This is a genomic window from Streptomyces sp. NPDC008079, from assembly GCF_042957385.1.
Taxonomy (GTDB): Bacteria; Actinomycetota; Actinomycetes; order Streptomycetales; family Streptomycetaceae; genus Actinacidiphila.
In genome coordinates, this window is sequence record NZ_JBIBIC010000008.1 from 272137 (window position 1) to 288969 (window position 16833).

General features: G+C 70.8%; 12 protein-coding genes. 4 read left to right on the top strand and 8 right to left on the bottom strand.

Features of this window, described 5'->3' with window-relative positions:
• Nucleotides 1-59: 59 nt before the first annotated feature.
• Nucleotides 60-1193, top strand: a complete 1134-nt coding sequence (locus ACFZAM_RS19560; RefSeq protein ID WP_355348930.1) for a M48 family metallopeptidase — start codon at nt 60-62, stop codon at nt 1191-1193.
• Here ACFZAM_RS19560 and ACFZAM_RS19565 read toward each other — a convergent pair.
• The 6 genes from ACFZAM_RS19565 to galE (ACFZAM_RS19590) form a co-directional block, all read right to left on the bottom strand.
• On the bottom strand, nt 1087-2385 hold the full coding sequence (locus tag ACFZAM_RS19565) for a hypothetical protein (protein WP_391047561.1): 1299 nt from the start codon (nt 2383-2385) through the stop codon (nt 1087-1089). The genes ACFZAM_RS19560 and ACFZAM_RS19565 overlap by 107 nt on opposite strands.
• A 66-nt stretch (nt 2386-2451) precedes the next feature.
• Nucleotides 2452-2886, bottom strand: a complete 435-nt coding sequence (locus ACFZAM_RS19570) for a hypothetical protein (RefSeq protein WP_188283116.1) — start codon at nt 2884-2886, stop codon at nt 2452-2454.
• A gap of 93 nt (nt 2887-2979) precedes the next feature.
• Entirely contained in the window at nt 2980-4275 is a 1296-nt protein-coding gene (locus ACFZAM_RS19575) for a glutamate-5-semialdehyde dehydrogenase (protein ID WP_355348936.1), read from the bottom strand.
• A 69-nt stretch (nt 4276-4344) separates the two neighbouring features.
• A complete protein-coding gene (locus tag ACFZAM_RS19580; RefSeq protein ID WP_355348939.1) occupies nt 4345-4815 on the bottom strand; it encodes a hypothetical protein in 471 nt (156 codons plus the stop codon).
• 183 nt (nt 4816-4998) lie between these two features.
• Nucleotides 4999-6159, bottom strand: coding sequence for a glutamate 5-kinase (gene proB, locus ACFZAM_RS19585; RefSeq protein WP_355348942.1), 1161 nt, complete (start codon nt 6157-6159; stop codon nt 4999-5001).
• 131 nt (nt 6160-6290) lie between these two features.
• Nucleotides 6291-7265 (bottom strand): UDP-glucose 4-epimerase GalE, encoded by a 975-nt coding sequence (gene galE, locus ACFZAM_RS19590; RefSeq protein ID WP_355348945.1) that lies wholly within the window; start codon nt 7263-7265, stop codon nt 6291-6293.
• Between the two features lie 160 nt (nt 7266-7425).
• On the opposite strand from galE (ACFZAM_RS19590), the gene ACFZAM_RS19595 reads away from it, so the two are divergent.
• A complete protein-coding gene (locus ACFZAM_RS19595) occupies nt 7426-9123 on the top strand; it encodes an FG-GAP-like repeat-containing protein (RefSeq protein WP_391047564.1) in 1698 nt (565 codons plus the stop codon).
• 98 nt (nt 9124-9221) lie between these two features.
• Here the strand turns inward: ACFZAM_RS19595 and ACFZAM_RS19600 are convergent, their stop codons facing one another.
• Together ACFZAM_RS19600 and galE (ACFZAM_RS19605) are read right to left on the bottom strand one after the other, a co-directional pair.
• Nucleotides 9222-11384 carry a PIG-L family deacetylase gene (locus tag ACFZAM_RS19600; protein WP_391047566.1) on the bottom strand — a complete coding sequence of 721 codons (2163 nt, stop codon included), beginning with the start codon at nt 11382-11384 and terminating at the stop codon, nt 9222-9224.
• 313 nt (nt 11385-11697) lie between these two features.
• On the bottom strand, nt 11698-12669 hold the full coding sequence (gene galE, locus ACFZAM_RS19605; RefSeq protein ID WP_391047568.1) for a UDP-glucose 4-epimerase GalE: 972 nt from the start codon (nt 12667-12669) through the stop codon (nt 11698-11700).
• Nucleotides 12670-13003: 334 nt separating this feature from the next.
• On the opposite strand from galE (ACFZAM_RS19605), the gene ACFZAM_RS19610 reads away from it, so the two are divergent.
• Nucleotides 13004-13996, top strand: coding sequence for a hypothetical protein (locus ACFZAM_RS19610; RefSeq protein WP_391047569.1), 993 nt, complete (start codon nt 13004-13006; stop codon nt 13994-13996).
• A complete protein-coding gene (locus tag ACFZAM_RS19615; RefSeq protein WP_391047571.1) occupies nt 13993-16815 on the top strand; it encodes a stealth conserved region 3 domain-containing protein in 2823 nt (940 codons plus the stop codon). The genes ACFZAM_RS19610 and ACFZAM_RS19615 overlap by 4 nt, the downstream gene beginning before the upstream one ends.
• Nucleotides 16816-16833 lie beyond the last annotated feature (18 nt).

Below are 16833 nucleotides of genomic sequence, written 5' to 3' on the forward strand. Positions count from 1 at the left end.
GGCTCCGCGCGTCCAGAGTATGTACCGGTTGGCTATCAGGGGGTTGGGCCAGTATGTCCGTGCCGAATGGACCGAACGACACGCAGGACGGTCAGAAGAACCTGCCGGGGCGCAACCGCAAGCGCTTCCCCGGCATCTCGTCGCGGGCGTATGAGCACCCGGCCGACAAGTCCGCGCTGGTGGCGCTCCGCAAGCTCAGCGGCTTCGACACGGTCTTCAAGGCGCTCAGCGGTCTGCTGCCCGAGCGGTCGCTGCGGCTGCTGTTCCTGTCGGACTCGGTGCGGGTCAGCGACGAGCAGTTCGCGCATCTCAACGCGATGCTGCGGGACGCCTGTTACATCCTGGACATGGAAAAGGTCCCGGCGATGTACGTGACGCAGGACCCGCAGCCCAACGCGATGTGCATCGGCATGGACGAGCCGATCATCGTGGTCACCACCGGCCTGGTCGAGCTGCTCGACGAGGAGGAGATGCGGGCGGTCGTCGGCCACGAGGTGGGCCACGCGCTGTCCGGCCACTCGGTGTACCGGACGATACTGCTCTTCCTCACCAGCCTGGCGCTGCGCGTGGCGTGGATCCCGCTGGGCAATCTGGCGATCCTGGCGATCGTCACCGCGCTGCGCGAGTGGTTCCGCAAGTCGGAACTGTCCGCGGACCGCGCCGGTCTGCTGGTCGGTCAGGACGTGCAGGCGTCGATGCGCGGTCTGATGAAGATCGCGGGCGGCAACCATCTGCACGAGATGAACGTGGACGCGTTCTTGAAGCAGGCCGACGAGTTCGAGGCGGCGGGCGATCTGCGCGACTCGGTGCTGAAGATCCTCAATGTGCTGCCGCGCAGTCACCCGTTCACCACGGTGCGCGCCGCCGAGCTGCGCAAGTGGGCGGGCAGCCGGGACTACCAGCGGCTGATGGACGGCCACTACCCGCGGCGCGAGGAGGACAAGGACACCTCGGTGTACGACTCCTTCAAGGAGTCCGCGACGCATTACGCCGATACGGTGAAGAGCAGCAAGGACCCGCTGATGGGGCTGATCCGGGACATCTCGTCCGGGGCGGGCGACATCGGCGGCAAGCTGCGCGACCGCTTCACAGGCTCGGGCTCGACGAACGGGGCGGCGGGGGCGTCAGAAGGCTCGGGCGACTCGCCCGAGGACTCGGGGCCGCCGTCCGAGCCGCAGCCGGGGATGGGCTGACCGAGGGGCTTCCCGGCCCGCCGGGCGCGCCCGCGGCGCCCCGCGGCAGCCATGTGGCGTTCGGCAGCACGCCCGGCGCCGTCGTGCTGCTCGGCCGCACGCCCTGCGCCGTCGTGCTCGCGGTGGCCGGCGGCTGCCCGGTGGTGGCGTCGGTCAGCGGGGCGCAGACCGCGCCGACCGGCCGGTCGTGGCGGTACGGATCGGCTCCGGCGACCGCGCCGGGCGCCGACTGGCCGGCCAGTATCGGCCGGAAGTAGTTCTGTACGGCCGCGCCGCAGGCCAGCGGTCCCGCCGCCACATCGGCCTGGACGACCTGGATCTGGCGCTGGCGCAGGTCGGCGTGGCTGAAGCGGAATCGCATCTGGCGGCGCACGGTGAACAGCGACACGGCGTTGTCGGCGAATCCCGGCCGGTACAGCGCGTAGACGAAGGTGTGGTCCGCGGCGATCTCCAGCTCGTCGTCGCCGGTCTCGGTGGCGTCCAGGGTGCCCTGCACGCGGATGCCGTCCCGGACCAGCCGCACCCGCGCCGCCGGGTCGAAGCGGACCAGCCAGCCGGTCGCCTCGTGGGTGCCGTCGGTGTACGGCCGGGTCAGGCTGCTGTCGAACTGGTCGAGCTGTCCGGGGTCGAGCAGGGCGCGGACACTGCTCACATCGCCGCCGGTGACCGTCTCCTGATTGATCGACGAGTCGGTCAGATAGAGCTTCGCGGTGCTGAAGGCCTGCGTCACCTCGCCCACGCCGTAGTCGCCGATCCGGTGGATCGCGGGCATCGTGATGCCCTCGGCGCCGACCCGGTACGCCTCCGCGCGCTGTCCGCGGAAGGGCTCGGTCGCGGAGACCGAGGCGACCTTGCCGGACGGGACCAGCGGGATCACGGTGGCCCTGAGCTGTTCCGTGGCGTCCTGGCCGCGGCCCTTGTAGGGGTGCCTGACGCCCATGTAGATGGCGAAGCCGAAGGCGACGACGATGAGCGTGATGAGGGCGACCGCCTGCCGGGCGAGGCCGCGCGGCAGCGCGTGCCGGACGCGGACCGCCCGGTCGGCGTCGTCCAGCCGCTCCTGGGCGGAGAACTCCTGGATCCGGGCAGCCCGGACGAACGACTCGTCGAACACGACGGATCGGTACTCGTCCTCACCGCCTCCGGGGACGCCCTCGGGCGTGCCCTCAGGAGGATTTCCAGGCCCGCTCATATCACAAGGTTAAGTCTCTGGGCGTGCGAATAAACGCCCTGGTACCGGTCAACTTATGACAGGAGATCAGGGAAGCCGGTTCGCGGCGACCGGAGGCAGACTGCTCTGTGTGCCGACCGGGCCGCTGGACGGCGGGGGGACCACCGGTGGTCGGGTCGCGCCGCCCGCGCCGCGGTAGACCGCGGCGAAGGTCAGGGCGACCACCCCTATGCCCATGACCACGGCCAGGGCCCAGGCCACCGGACGGTGCCAGCGGGTACTGCTCCCGCGGTACGGCCGTCCGGCCGGGTAGAGGTCGTCGGAATCCGGTACTCCCGCTTCGTCCAGTTCGGGGACAGCGGCGTGAGCACCGGCTCGATTCCGACCCGGCCAGCCGGGCGGTAGCGCGGGACCTTCGGCGACGGCAAGCATCCGTTCCTTGGCCGAGGGCTCATGGAACAGAGCGGACCGTACGAATTCTTCGTCGAGGACTACGGAGGCGAACTCGTCATCGTCCGGCATCTGTCCAGAGTAATGCGGAAGTTGGTCCTTTGGGCAGGGGAATCCGGACTGTCTGTGGGCCGTCCGGAGGACACTTCCGCGTGTCGGCGGGTGTCAGCGGATGTGTCCGTCACCCGTGACGACGTACTTGGTGGAGGTCAGTTCCGGCAGTCCCATGGGGCCGCGGGCGTGCAGTTTCTGGGTCGAGATGCCGATTTCGGCGCCGAAGCCGAACTGGCCGCCGTCCGTGAACCGGGTCGAGGCGTTGACCAGCACCGCGGCGGCGTCCACCCGCTGGGTGAAGCGGCGCGCGGCGGCCTGCGAGGACGTCACGATCGCCTCGGTGTGGCCGGAGGACCACAGCCGGATGTGCTCGACGGCCGCGTCCAGGCTCTCCACGACCCCGGCGGCGATGTCGTAGGACAGATACTCCGTCTCCCAGTCCTCCGCGGTGGCGGGCACGACGGTGGCCTTGCTGCCACTGCTCTCGGCCAGCGCCTGCACCCGCGGGTCGCCGTGCACGGTGACCCCGGCCTCGGCGAGCGCGTCCAGCGCGCGCGGCAGGAAGCGGTCGGCGATGTCGCGGTGCACCAGCAGGGTCTCCGCCGAGTTGCAGACGCTGGGGCGCTGTGCCTTGGAGTTGATCAGCACCTCCACGGCCATGTCGATGTCGGCCTCGGCGTCCACGTACACATGGCAGTTGCCGGTGCCGGTCTCGATCACCGGAACGGTCGAACCCTCGACGACGGTACGGATCAGGGCGGCGCCGCCGCGCGGGATCAGCACGTCGACCATGCCGCGGGCGCGCATCAGCTCGGTGACGGAATCGCGGCTCTCGCCGGGCACGAGCTGGACGGCGTCGGCGGGCAGTCCCGCGCCGCCGACCGCGTCGCGCAGCACGGTGATGAGAGCGGTGTTGGAGGCGTACGCGGAGGAGGAGCCGCGCAGCAGCACCGCGTTCCCCGACTTCAGGCAGAGCGCGGCGGCGTCGACCGTCACGTTGGGCCTGGCCTCGTAGATGATGCCGACGACGCCGAGCGGGACGCGGACCTGCCGCAGCTCCAGCCCGTTGGGCAGGGTGGAGCCGCGCAGCACCTCGCCGACCGGGTCGGGCAGCCCCGCCACGTGCCGGACGTCGGCGGCGATGGCCGCGACCCGCTCACGGGTGAGGGTGAGCCGGTCCACGACGGTGTCGCCGGTCCCGGCCGCGCGGGCCCGCGCCACGTCCTCGGCGTTGGCCGCGACGATCTCCTGGGTGCGGACGATCAGCGCGTCCGCGATGGCCAGCAGGGCGTCGTCCTTGACGGACCGCGGCAGCGGGGCCAGGTCCGCGGCGGCGGCCCGCGCGCGGTACGCGGCGAGCAGCACGGGGGACTTGGGCAGCGGCGAGGGCAGCGGCGGGTGGGTCATGGAAGCAGGGTACCGGCCCGCCACCGGCCGGTTGGCAGGTCCCGCGACAGTGCTCCGCGGGGACGGGCCCTAGAACGGGTGTACGCCCACCGGGACGGCCGGCGGCGGTCCGTAGCCCTCCGCGACGCGCTGGTGGTAGGTCGCGCGGTCGATGACTTCCAGGCCGACGGTCTCCCAGGGCGGCAGGCCCGCCGTCGAGCGGTGCTCGCCCCACAGCCGCAGCGCGATGGCGGCGGCGTCGTGCAGGTCGCGGGCCTCCTCCCAGTAGCGGATCTCCGCGTGGTCGGTGGCGTACCGGCTGGTGAGCAGGAAGGGGTGGTCGTGGGCGAGCTGCTCAAGACCGCGTCTGACCTCGGTCAGCGGGGTCTCGGGGCCCGAGACGCTGAGCGTGACGTGCCACAGCCGGGATATCGCTCGTTCGGCGGGAAGCGCTTCCCGCTCGGGGTCCCCGTCGATGTCGTCACTGATGTCGTTGCCGACGCTGACCAGCGTGCGTTCCCCCGTACCCCTGGTCAATGGCCCTGGGCGCCCTCGTCTCACCGGCGGCCTCCCTGTGGGTTGCGTTCCGCGAGCGCCGTCCGCACCGGTAGGCGCTGACGACTCCTCCGCATCAAAGTTGACCAGGCTCCGGCGGGCCGCGGGGGCGTTTTCGGCAAGAAGGCCCGAACCAAGGTCCTGAGGAGATCCCCGGACATTGACCGGGGAGTCGAGGGTTCCGGGGGCTCAGGGGCGCAGAAGTACCAGGTCGTCACGGTGGACGACCTCGCGTTCGTAGGCGGGGCCGAGTTCGACGGCGAGGTCGCGGGTGGAGCGGCCGAGCAGCCGGGGCAGTTCGCGGGCGTCGAAGTTGACCAGTCCGCGGGCGACCGCGTGCCCCGCCTCGTCGAGCAGGTCGACGGGGTCGCCCGCGACGAAGTCGCCGTCCACGGCGGTGACCCCGGCGGGCAGCAGCGAGCTGTGCCGCTCGGTGACCGCGCGGACCGCCCCGGCGTCCAGCCGCAGCGCGCCGCGCGGGGTGGAGGCGTGCGCGAGCCACAGCAGCCGGTCGGCGGAGCGTTTGCCGGTGCGGTGGAAGTGGGTGCCGGTGGGGCGCCCGGCCAGCGCGTCGGCGGCGTGCACGGCGGAGGTGAGGACGACGGGGATGCCCGCCTCGGCGGCGATCCTGGCGGCCTCGACCTTGGTGACCATGCCGCCGGTGCCGACCCCGGCCTTGCCCGCGCTGCCGATGGTGACGCCCGCCAGGTCCTCGGGTCCGGCGACCTCGGTGAGCAGGGTCGCGCCCGGCGTACGCGGGTCGCCGTCGTAGAGGCCGTCGACGTCGGAGAGCAGGACCAGCAGGTCGGCGCGGACGAGGTGGGCGACGAGGGCGGCGAGCCGGTCGTTGTCGCCGAAGCGGATCTCGTCGGTGGCGACGGTGTCGTTCTCGTTGACCACCGGGAGCGCGCCCATGGCCAGCAGCTGGTCGAGGGTGCGGTAGGCGTTGCGGTAGTGGGCGCGGCGGCTGACGTCGTCCGAGGTGAGGAGCACCTGGCCGACGCGGACGCCGTACCGGGCGAAGGAGGCGGTGTAGCGGGCGACGAGCAGGCCCTGGCCGACGCTGGCGGCGGCCTGCTGCCTGGCCAGGTCGCGGGGGCGGCTGGCCAGGCCGAGCGGGGCGAGTCCCGCGGCGATGGCGCCGGAGGAGACCAGGACAATCTCCTTGTCCGGCCGGCCGCCCGGTCCCGCGCTCGCGCCGGTGCCCGAGCCGCGGACCGAGGCCAGGACGTCGACGAGCGCGTCCACCCGGTCGGCGTCCAGTCCCCCGGCGGCCGTGGTCAGCGACGACGAGCCGACCTTGACCACGACCCTGCGGGCCTCCACCACGTCCTGCCGTGCCGTTGTCACGTACGTCCCTCGTATCGCCGCTGTCACGCCTGTCCCGAACCGGCGCTCCGGCCGGTGCCGTCGCGCGCCCCGGCCCCCGGCCGCCTCCGGTCCCTCTCCGGCCCGTTTCCGGATCGCGTCCGGAGGACCGGCTACCGCGGCGGGTGCTGGAGCTGCCAGGCCGCCCAGGCCGAGGTGACCATCGCGCGCACGTCGTACTGGGCGGTCCAGCCCAGCTCCCTGCCGATCGCCTCGGCGGAGGCCACGACACGGGCCGGGTCGCCCGCGCGGCGCGGGGCCAGTTCGGGTTCCAGCTCAGTGTGACCGGAGACCTCGCGGATCAGGTCGACCATCTCGGCCACCGAGACGCCCTGGCCGCTGCCGATGTTCAGCACCAGCGACGCCTCGGGGTCGCGGGTCAGGCGGCGGGCGGCGGCCAGGTGCGCGCCGGCCACGTCCTGGACGTGGACGTAGTCGCGCACGCAGGTGCCGTCGGGCGTCGGGTAGTCGGTGCCGAAGATCAGCGGGCGGCGGCCCTGCGAGATCCGCTGGAAGACCAGCGGGACGATGTTGGCGGCGCCGCGGTCGCCCAGTTCGGGCGCGGCGGTGCCCGCCACGTTGAAGTAGCGCAGCGACGCGGTGGCCATGCCGTGCGCCCGGCCGGCCGCGGCGATCAGCCACTCCCCCGCGAGCTTGCTCTCGCCGTACGGGCTCATCGGCGCGCAGGGCGTGTCCTCGGTGACCAGTTCGACGTCCGGCATGCCGTACACCGCGGCGGAGGAGGAGAAGACGAAGCGCCGCACGCGCGCGTCGACCGCCGCCTCCAGCAGGGTCTGAAGGCCGGTCAGATTCTCCCGGTAGTAGAAGAGCGGTCGCTCGACGGACTCGGCGACCTGCTTGCGGGCGGCGATGTGCACGATGCCCTCGACCGCGTGCGCGGCCAGCACCCGGTCGAGCGCGGCCCGGTCCAGGACGCTGGCGCGCTCCACCGGAACTCCGGACGGCAGCCGTTCGGTGTCACCGGCGGTGAGGTCGTCGAGGACGACCACCTTTTCTCCGCCGTCCACCATCGATTTGACGACATGCGATCCGATGTATCCGGCTCCGCCGGTGATCAGCCAGGTCATCGCCCCAGTCTAGTCGGCGTTGCCGCGGTGAATTCAGGGGCGCTCGATCGGCACGCGGTCTAAGGTCTGTCGGACCCCTCACCTAGACTCGCCGCGTCCGAACCGGACGGGTCTTCGCATCGGGTTCGGCATTCATCACACTCACATCCCAGGGGGGATTGTGTCCGAAGCACAGCCGGTGCGCTTTTCCAAGCGCCGCCGCCTCGTCGCGGTGTGCACCACCGGCGTCCTCGCTCTCGGCGCTCTGGCGCTGAGCACGAACGCGCAGGCCGACAGCGGCCCGCAGCACAGGATCACCCGGCCGACGGCGCCCAGCGGGCCCGCGCCGACGCTCACGCTGCCCAAGCAGGCCAAGCAGTACTCCACGAAGGCGGCGGCGGGGCCGCTGCGGTACGACCCGGACGGGGACGGCTACGCCGACCAGCTCTACCGGGGCAACAACCGGCACTACTACAACTTGCTCACCAAGGACAACGACGACGACGGCGACCTCGGCGCCAGCAGCGACGGCACCCTGTACAAGGACGTCCTCACCCCGGGCAGCCTGGACGGGCAGGGCACCGGCATCCTCGCGCTGACCAACTCGGGCCGCCTGTCGTACTTCGGGGCGGGGAGCTTCCCCAACGGCGCCGCGCGGTGGACCGGCACCGGCTGGTACGTCTACAACAAGCTGGTCGCGACCGACGACATCACGGGGGACGGCAAGCCCGACATCGTCGCGCGCACGCCGGCCGGTCAGCTCTATCTTTACGAGGGCACCGGCAACGCTTCCGCTCCGTTCAAGGGCAAGGTGCTCGTCGGTTCCGGCTGGAACCAGTACGACCAGCTCACCAGCCCCGGTGACATGAACGGCGACGGCATCAGCGACCTGATCGCCCGTAAGACGGACGGCACGCTGTACTTCTACGCCGGTACGGGCAACGCCACCGGTCCGTACGCGGCACGCGTCGCCATCGGCACGGGCTGGAACGCGTACAACCAGCTCGTCGGCACCGGTGACGGCTCGGTCCTGGCGAGGGCCACGAATGGCACTCTCTACATCTACCGGCAGAACGGCGCGGGCGGTTTCGCGCCCAAGCAGGGCGGCTACAAAGACTGGAACGTGGAGCTGTTCGCGGGCGCGGGTTCCAACCCGGCCTACGGCAAGAAGGAGCTCTACGGTCTGTCGACCGGCGGCACCTTCTACTGGTACTACACCAACAACAACGGGACGCTCGCCGCGCGCCAGCAGGTGGCGGGCGGCTCGGGGGGGTACAGCACCTTCGCACTGGCCTCGTCGCTGGGCGACTACGGGTACGCCGACCTGCTGTTCCGGGACGGCACCAACCTGTGGAACCTGGATTCCGACGTGAGCAGCCCGCTGGCCACCGGCTGGGGCGGCTACAACCTCTTCGTCGGCCCCGGTGACCTCAGCGGTGACGGCAAGGGCGACCTGCTGGCCCGTGACACCTCGGGCAACCTGTACCTCTACCGGGGCCAGGGCACCGGCGCGGCGCTGACCGGCCGCCTGCTGGTCGGTCCCGGCTGGGGTGCGTACAACGCCATCGTGGGCGCCGGTGACTTCACCGGTGACGGCCTGGCGGACATCGTCGCGCGCACCGGCGACGGCACGCTCTACCTGTACAAGGGGACGGGCGTCAGCTCCCGCCCGTTCGAGACCCGCGTCAAGATCGGCACGGGCTGGAACCGCTACAACAAGCTGGCGTCGCCGGGCGACATGGACGGTGACGGCCGCGCCGACCTGCTCGGTGTGGACGCCAGCGGCAATCTGTTCAGCTACAGCTCCACCGGCACGGGCCAGTTCAAGGCTCCGGTGAAGCAGGGCGGCGGCTGGAACGGCTACAGCCGTCTGTTCTGAGACGTCCTGTGGTGTCCGCCGCCTGTTGAGTGGACGGACGAGGGCGCCCGCACCTTCCCGGTGCGGGCGCCCTCGCGCGTCCCGGCCGACAACCCGTGCTATCTCGTGGCCAGTTGGGTGAACGTGCCGGTGCCGTGGACGCGGGTGACGCCCGGGGTGGCGTTCACGGTGAAGGAGACCAGGGCCGTACGGTCGGTGCCCGCGACGAGCACGTCGGGGCGGCCGACCGCGAAGGGCTCCGTCGGGGTACTGGCTGTGGCGGCGGCCGGTCCCCTGCCGTATTCACCGTGCACCAGCAGCGCGTTGCCGAAGTCGGCGCGTACGGCCAGCAGCGGGTTGGTCTCCGCGCCCCGGCCGCTGAGCAGGGCGACCGGGCCGAAGCCCGCGTCGCGCACGGCGGAGGCCGGAATCCAGCGACCATGCCGTCCCGCGGTGAGACGTTCGACCGCGATCTCGGCGGTCTCCGGCCTGCGGAAGGCCAGCAGCAGCGAACCGTCCGCCGCGGTCACCGCTTCGGGCACCTCGCCGGGCACGCCGGTGTGCCGCAGGGGACGGCCGACCAGTTCGGCGCTCGGGGTGGACTGAGTCCACTGGTGGACCCCTTGGTGGCCCGCGGCGAAGACGTGGATCCGGCCGTCGTGGTCGACGGTCGCGGTCAGCCCCTCCTGGACCTGGCCGCCGGCGAGTTGCTGCCACGGCGACCACTGACCGGAGGCGTCGCGGACCCGCGTGCTCAGACCCTTGGAGGCGTTGCGGACGAAGACGTGGATCCGGCCGTCCTTGCCGATCACAGCGGTCGGCGGCCCGACCCTGCGGCCGCGGACCGGATTCGCCTCGGGGCTGCCGAGGCTGCGCCAGCCCCGGATCGCCCGGTCGCCGTCTTCGCCGGCGGACTTGCCCGAGGCACCCACCTGCTGGTCGAGCACCACGACCTCCCGGGTGTTGTCGCCCGGCGCGGCCGACAGACCGGAGAAGCGCAGGCCGAACAGCAGATGGTGGCCGTGCTTGTCGGTGACGACGCTGAGCGCGGGGGTCAGCGGGCCCCCGCCGAGGTCCTCAGGCGCATTCCAGTGTCCGCTTGCCGGCGCGGTCTCGGTCCAGCGGGCGGCCCGGGTGCCGAGCACGCCGTACACGGTGAGCCTGCCGTCCTTGGCGGCCACCGCCTGCGGACCAGAGGTCGGGTAGCGGTAGTGGGTGCTGCGGACCCAGCCGCGCGGGGACTTCAGCGCGTCGCCCTGGCCGACGCTGTAGTCACCGCAACCGCCGGTGTCGCCGCACTTCCAGCCCGGAGCGCCGCCGTACACATCGAGCACGTCCGCCTTGAAGCGGACGGTGGCCTGCGGGAGATTGTGCGGCCAGCGCTGGTTGTAGTAGCCGCGGTAGGCCTCGGTGAGGAAGGTCGGGACCGGGCCGCCGCTCGCCGCGGCCTTCTCGGTCCACTGCGCCATGGCCCGCCAGGTGAACAGCGCGGTGGCGGTGTGGTCACGGTGGTCGGAGTAGCCGACCTGGTCGCTGTCGCGCGGGTACCGCGCGTTGTGGACCTGGATGTCCGGGTCGGGGTCCATGGTGCGGATCAGCGTCGGCCGGAAGGTGGCGAAGAGGAAGGCGAGCGCGTCGATCAGCGTCTGCCGGTCGAAGGTGTGGGCGGCGCGTACCGGGCCGTCGGGCAGCGGTACGGTCCGTACCGTCCCGTCCACGGCCCAGAGCTTGTCGATGCCGAAGGTGCCGCCGCCGCGCACCGGAGTGTGCATGTCGATCCGCAGGAAGACCAACTCGGCCCGCCTGCCGTCGTGTTCGAGGGTGTTGACCTCGGCGGCGCCGCCGTGAGGCAGGGCGAGCGCGGTACGCGTCCACGGCGTGAAGATCTCCGCGCCGAGCATCCGCGCGTACGCCTGCCGCAGCCCCTGCTGCCGCGCGGAGACGTACGCGGGTACGTTCGGCAGCGGGCGCGGGTGGCCGGGGGCGCGGTTCACGCCGAAGGAGTCGCCGCTGGTCACGTAGACCGTGACGACCGGCACATGACGGTCGAGGGTGGCGGCGGTGTCCGGATTCATGAAGTACAGGTCGTCGTCGGGGTGCGCGACCACTTGCATCACGATCGGCGCGGCGGGGGCGCCGAAGGTGACCCGCGCGGAGGCGGGCAGTACACCGCCGGTCGGGGGCGGCCCGAAGACGACCGGCGCTCCCGTCATCCTCGGCTTGGCCGCGGTGCTCCGACCCGTACAACCCGCGACCGTGGCCGCCGCGAGTGCGCCCGCCATCGAACCCACCACGACCCGGCGTCCGGGACCCCTGCTTCCTTGTTCCAGCATTCGGTCCAACGTTCCGGCTCCGTTCACCTCTCGTGTGATCATTTCGACCACCCGCTGCACAAGAGGGACAATTTCGAGCCGGGGTTTCTTCGCTTTGATGTGACCGTCATCACATGTCCGGGTCAGGCAAGTACCGGAAGCAAAAGCCGAAAAGGCCGGAATGCATTGACCTGCGGAACCGGCTGGTCAGCCAGATGAAAAAGGGGGAGCCGGACTCACCGTGAGTGAGTCCGGCTCCCCGAATCGGAATGGCGCGCCCCGGTTACTCCGGGTGTCGCAACTGCCAGCCCGCCCAGGCCGAGGCCACCATCTCGCGCACGTCGTAGACGGCCTTCCAGCCCAGCTCCCTGCCGATCGCGTCGGCGGACGCCACGACCCTGGCCGGGTCGCCGGGCCGACGCGCGGTGACCTCCGGGGCGATCCCGGTGTGACCCGAGATCTCCTGGATGATGCCGACCATCTCCGCCACGGAGACGCCCTCGCCCCGGCCGATGTTCAGCACCAGGGCCGCCTTCGAGTCCTCGGTGAGCCGGCGGGCGGCGGCGACGTGCGCGGACGCGATGTCCTCGACGTGGATGTAGTCGCGGATGCAGGTGCCGTCCGGCGTCGGGTAGTCGTCGCCGAAGATCAGCGGAGTCCGGCCGCGGGAGAGCCGGTCGAAGACCATCGGCACCAGGTTGAAGATCCCCGGGTCACCCAGCTCGGGCGCGGCCGCGCCCGCGACGTTGAAGTAGCGCAACGACGCGGTGGCCATCCCGTGCGCCCGCCCGACCGCGGTGACCAGCCACTCGCCGGCCAACTTGGTCTCGCCGTACGGGCTCATCGGCTCGCACGGGGTCTGCTCGGTGACCAGGTCCACGTCGGGCATTCCGTATACGGCCGCGGAAGACGACAGGACGAACCGCTGCACCCGCGCCTCGACGGCGGCCTCGAGTACGGTCCGCAGACCCTCGACGTTCTCCCGGTAGTACCACAGCGGGCGCTCGACGGACTCTCCGACCTGCTTCTTCGCCGCGATGTGCACGATGCCCCGGACGTCGTGTTCGCTCAGCGTCCGGTCGAGCAGCGCCCGGTCCAGGACGGTGCCGCGCACCAACGGCACACCGGCCGGCAGGCGTTCGGGATCTCCGGTGCTCAGATCGTCGACGACGACCACCTGCTGTCCATCGGCAACGAGCGCCCTGACAACGTGCGAACCGATATAACCAGCGCCGCCGGTAATCATCCAGGTCATGGCCGAACCCTACCAACGGCGACCACGGGGAAGACCTGCCGGACCGAGCCGCCGCTCAGGGCGCGCACGGCAAGCGGGGCCGCACGGACGACTCCGGGAATCGACTCGGCGTTCCCGCCGCGTTCACCCGCTGTGCGATCATTTCCACCGCCTCGACTCACAGCGGGTGGCAGTGACACGGCTCCGGCGGAACCAGTGATCCACTTCACACATTCGATTGGCCCGCAGGTGAACAGCCATGGTCAGGAATTGCAACATTCGGCCAACTTGCTGATGTTTGGCATCCTTGACAGGATGCGTTGGCTGACCAATGAGAATGGGAGACACGTGCGCCGTGAGTGATTCGCTCCTGCCCTACGCGGTGGGCGCGGTAAAGCGCGCCCGCACCCTGGCGGTACGAGCCCGCCGCAAGGTCGAGCGGATGAACACTGTGCCCGCGCTCGGTACAGGCATCAGACCGCGACCGATGATCACCCCGGTCCACCTCTCAGTGCTCGGCGGCCGCACGCTGAACCTCGCGGTGCCCTTCTCCCGGCACACCGCCGACCCCTCCGCGGCCCGCCTCGAACTGATCCACGGCAACCATCGGGTCAGTGTCGACCTCGCCCTGGAGCCGGAGTCCGACACGTCCCTGCTGCTCACCGCGACGGTACCGCTGCGGTACACCGAAGGTGAGAACGACACGGGGCGCGGGCTGCTGCTCAGTGCGGGGCTCTGGCGGTTCTGTGTCGTCGTCACGGACGAGGGCGGTCGTGAGACCAGATCCGACCTGACCGCCCTGGCGTTCGCCGCGGTGCACGGCCCGATGCTCCCGACCTCGCCGTCCGAGTCCAGCGGCGCGGTCTTCCGGCCGGTGCGCTCGGTGGACGGCCGCGCCATGCTCAAGGTCACAGCCCCCGCCCACCAGGCCGAACTCGTCAGATTCGACCTGCTCTGGGACCGGGTGACCGTACACGGCCGACTGCTGGCCGCACGGCACCCGGTGACCGAGTACACCGCCGAGGTCGTACGCCGGGGAGCCAACAAATCCGTCTCGGCGGCGCTCGATTGGGACGGCGACAACTTCACCTTCGACCTGCCGTTGCGAGCCATGACCGACGGTCCGGGCGTCCAGCGCACCTGGGACGTCCAACTGCGCGGGGGGCGCGCCAAGCTGAAGGTCGCCAAGCGGCTCACCCAGGTGCGTCATCCCAAGCAGGTCTTCCGGACTCCCTTTCGCATCATCGCCCTGGACGACGGTTCCTTGACCCGTGCGCACGTCTATCTCACGCCTGCCGGTGCCCTTGCGGTGGCCTGCGCGGCCATCGGAACCAACGAGGACGCATGAAGATCACATTTCTGCTCACCTGGGGCGACGAGATGGGCGGCACGGAAATGGCCGCCTACACCCAGGCGATCCATCTCTCCGCCCGGCACGAAGTCGAAGTGCTGAGTGTCTTCAAGACCCGCCTGGAGCCGTTCTTCGCGGAGGCGAAGCAGATCAAGCGGCGCTACCTGGTGGACAGGACCGGCGCCTACGGGCGTCCGGTACGCCGCAGCACGCTGGACGAGGAAGCGTGCAGGACGCTGCAGTCGCTGCCCAGCGAACTGATCAAGCCGGTCTGGGAGAACACCTTCGACCAGCTCTCCGACATCGAGATGACCGCCGCGCTGCCCGCGCTCGACTGCGATGTGCTGATCACCACCTCCCCGGCCCTGATGGCCGCCGCCGCGGAACTGGCTCCGGCCCGTGTGGTGACCGTGCACGAAGAGCACCGCGCTTCCCAACTGCGCGGCGTAGCCGGTGAACCGCTGCTGGTGTACGGCCCGCGGATCGACGCCCTGGTGTCGCTGACCGAGCGCACGAACGACTGGTTCGCCGACTCGCTCGGCGACGCGGCGCCCGAGCTCGTCACCATTCCCAACGCGGTGTCCGACGGCTACCGCCCGCGCTCCGACCTCCAGAACAAGGTCATCGTGCTGGCCGCCCGCATGACCCCGGAGAAACAGCTCAACCACGCCATCCAGGCGTTCCACCAGATCTCTGGCGACTTCCCCGACTGGAAGCTCCGGATATTCGGCGACGGCCCCCAGGAAGTGCGGCTGCGCCAGCTCGTCGAAGGATTCGGCCTGCAACTGCGGGTCGAACTGGTGGGCCGCTCGCAGCAGATGGACGAGGAGTGGGCCAAGGCCGGGCTCTGTGTCCTGCCCTCGCGCAACGAAGCCTTCCCGCTGGTGCTGCTGGAGATGTTCGCCGCCGGTGTGCCGGTAGTGGCCTACGACATCGTCACCGGCCCGGCCGAGATCATCAGGCACGACGTGGACGGGCTGCTGGTGCCGCCCGGTGAGATCGACCTGCTGGCCGAGGCGATGGCCCGGCTGATCGGTGACGAGCAGACTCGGCACGCCTTCGGCAAGGCGGCGCGCGAGGGCGTCTACGAGCGCTTCAGCGGTGAGGACATCACCGCCCGCTGGGAGGAGTTGTTCACCCGGCTGGTGGCCGAGCGCGACAACCCGCAGCGCCTGGGACGACGTGCCGACCGGGCGGCGCTGCGGGTGGTGGCGGGCGGCACGCGCAACTTCACCGTGGCCGCGCCCGTCTCGCCGCTGGCGAATTCCACCGACGAGCAGAAGGCCCGGGAGGTGATGATCCAGGCGCAGGACCGCAAGCTGGTGCGCTCCGCGGGGCGGCTCGCCGAGGTCCGCGACGACGTCAACGGGCCCCAAATGCTCGCGACCAACCTGGAGATCAGCGCCACCGTCCTTGAGGACGTCGGCATTCCGTACGTCCTGCTGCGGGCCGACGGCGTCCAGCACCGGCTCGCGGTACCGGTCGAGGAACGGCCCCGGGTGCTTGAGGCGCTGGCCACCGCCCTGCACGGCAAGGCGGTCTACGCCGAGCTGATCTCCCCGCGTGGCGCCGCGCCCGGAGCGGTGCTGGCGGAACGGCTGCGGGACGTCGGCGAGGTGGCCGGGCTGCGGATCTTCAAGCCGGTGGTCACCGGCAGCCGTACCCTGCGCTACGGGCCCGCGTACGGCTGCAGCGTGGAGTTCTGGTCCGTCGACGAGGAAGACGGCTGGCGTTCCACCCCCCGGGCCACGACGCTGCTTGGGCGCCGGTTGCCGTCCCTCGAACCCACCGCGAAGCTGCGGGTGGGCGAGCGGGACTACCCGACGCTCTCGCAGTTCACCAAGCAGTTGATGTGGGATGTCGACCAGCCCATCGACGTCGTCTACACCTGGGTGGACGGCGACGACACCGCATGGCAGGACCGCCGCAACGAGGCGCGCCGCCGACGCGGACTGCCGGTCTCGGAGAACACGGATGTCGACAACGGCGACGTGAGGTTCCGCAACCGCGACGAACTGCGCTACTCACTGCGGTCGCTGGAGATGTACGCGCCCTGGGTGCGCAACATCTATCTGGTGACCGACGACCAGGTGCCGCCCTGGCTCGACACGTCGTGCCCCGATGTGAAGGTGGTGAGCCACCGGGACATCTTCGCCGACCCGAGTTGCCTGCCCACCTTCAACTCGCACGCCATCGAGAGCCAGATCCACCGGATCGACGGCCTGTCCGAGCACTTCCTTTATCTCAACGACGACGTCTTCATGGGCCGCCCGGTCACACCCGAGCTGTTCTTCCTCAGCAACGGCATGGCGAATTTCTTCCGGTCGCCGACCGCCGTACCGCCGACCGAGCCGTCGGACGAGGACGAGGGCTACTTCGCAGCGGCCAAGAACAACCGCAAGCTGCTGGAGGACGCCTTCGGACGGACCGCCACGCAGAGCTTCCTGCACACGCCGCACGCGCTGCGCCGCAGCGTGCTCGCGGAGATCGGCGAGAGGTTCCCGGAGGAGGTGGCCAGGACCGCGGCCAACCCCTTCCGCGGCAACAGCGACCTGTCGATCACGTCGTCGCTGCACCACCACTACGGCTACCTGACCGGCCGCTGCGCGCCCGGCAGGATCTCGTGCAGCTACGTCAACGTCGGCAACTACGACCACCACTCGGTGCTCGGCCGACTGCTGGCGTCCCGAAACTACGATGTCTTCTGCATCGGCGAGTCGCCCGACGCCGAGGTGCCCGCCGAGGAGCAGGCGCGCGTGATGTACGCCTTCCTCAACGCCTACTACCCCGTGAAGTCCCGCTTCGAGCGGGACTGAACGGGGCAGGCGCCGGCG

Excerpts from the sequence above, each read along its gene's own strand:
- ACFZAM_RS19600 (WP_391047566.1), bottom strand. The coding sequence starts at position 11,384 with ATGGCGGGCGCACTCGCGGCGGCCACGGTCGCGGGTTGTACGGGTCGG.
- ACFZAM_RS19565 (WP_391047561.1), bottom strand. The coding sequence starts at position 2,385 with ATGAGCGGGCCTGGAAATCCTCCTGAGGGCACGCCCGAGGGCGTCCCC.
- ACFZAM_RS19575 (WP_355348936.1), bottom strand. The coding sequence starts at position 4,275 with ATGACCCACCCGCCGCTGCCCTCGCCGCTGCCCAAGTCCCCCGTGCTG.
- galE (WP_391047568.1), bottom strand. The coding sequence starts at position 12,669 with ATGACCTGGATGATTACCGGCGGCGCTGGTTATATCGGTTCGCACGTT.
- ACFZAM_RS19615 (WP_391047571.1), top strand. The coding sequence starts at position 13,993 with ATGAAGATCACATTTCTGCTCACCTGGGGCGACGAGATGGGCGGCACG.
- galE (WP_355348945.1), bottom strand. The coding sequence starts at position 7,265 with ATGACCTGGCTGATCACCGGCGGAGCCGGATACATCGGATCGCATGTC.
- ACFZAM_RS19570 (WP_188283116.1), bottom strand. The coding sequence starts at position 2,886 with ATGCCGGACGATGACGAGTTCGCCTCCGTAGTCCTCGACGAAGAATTC.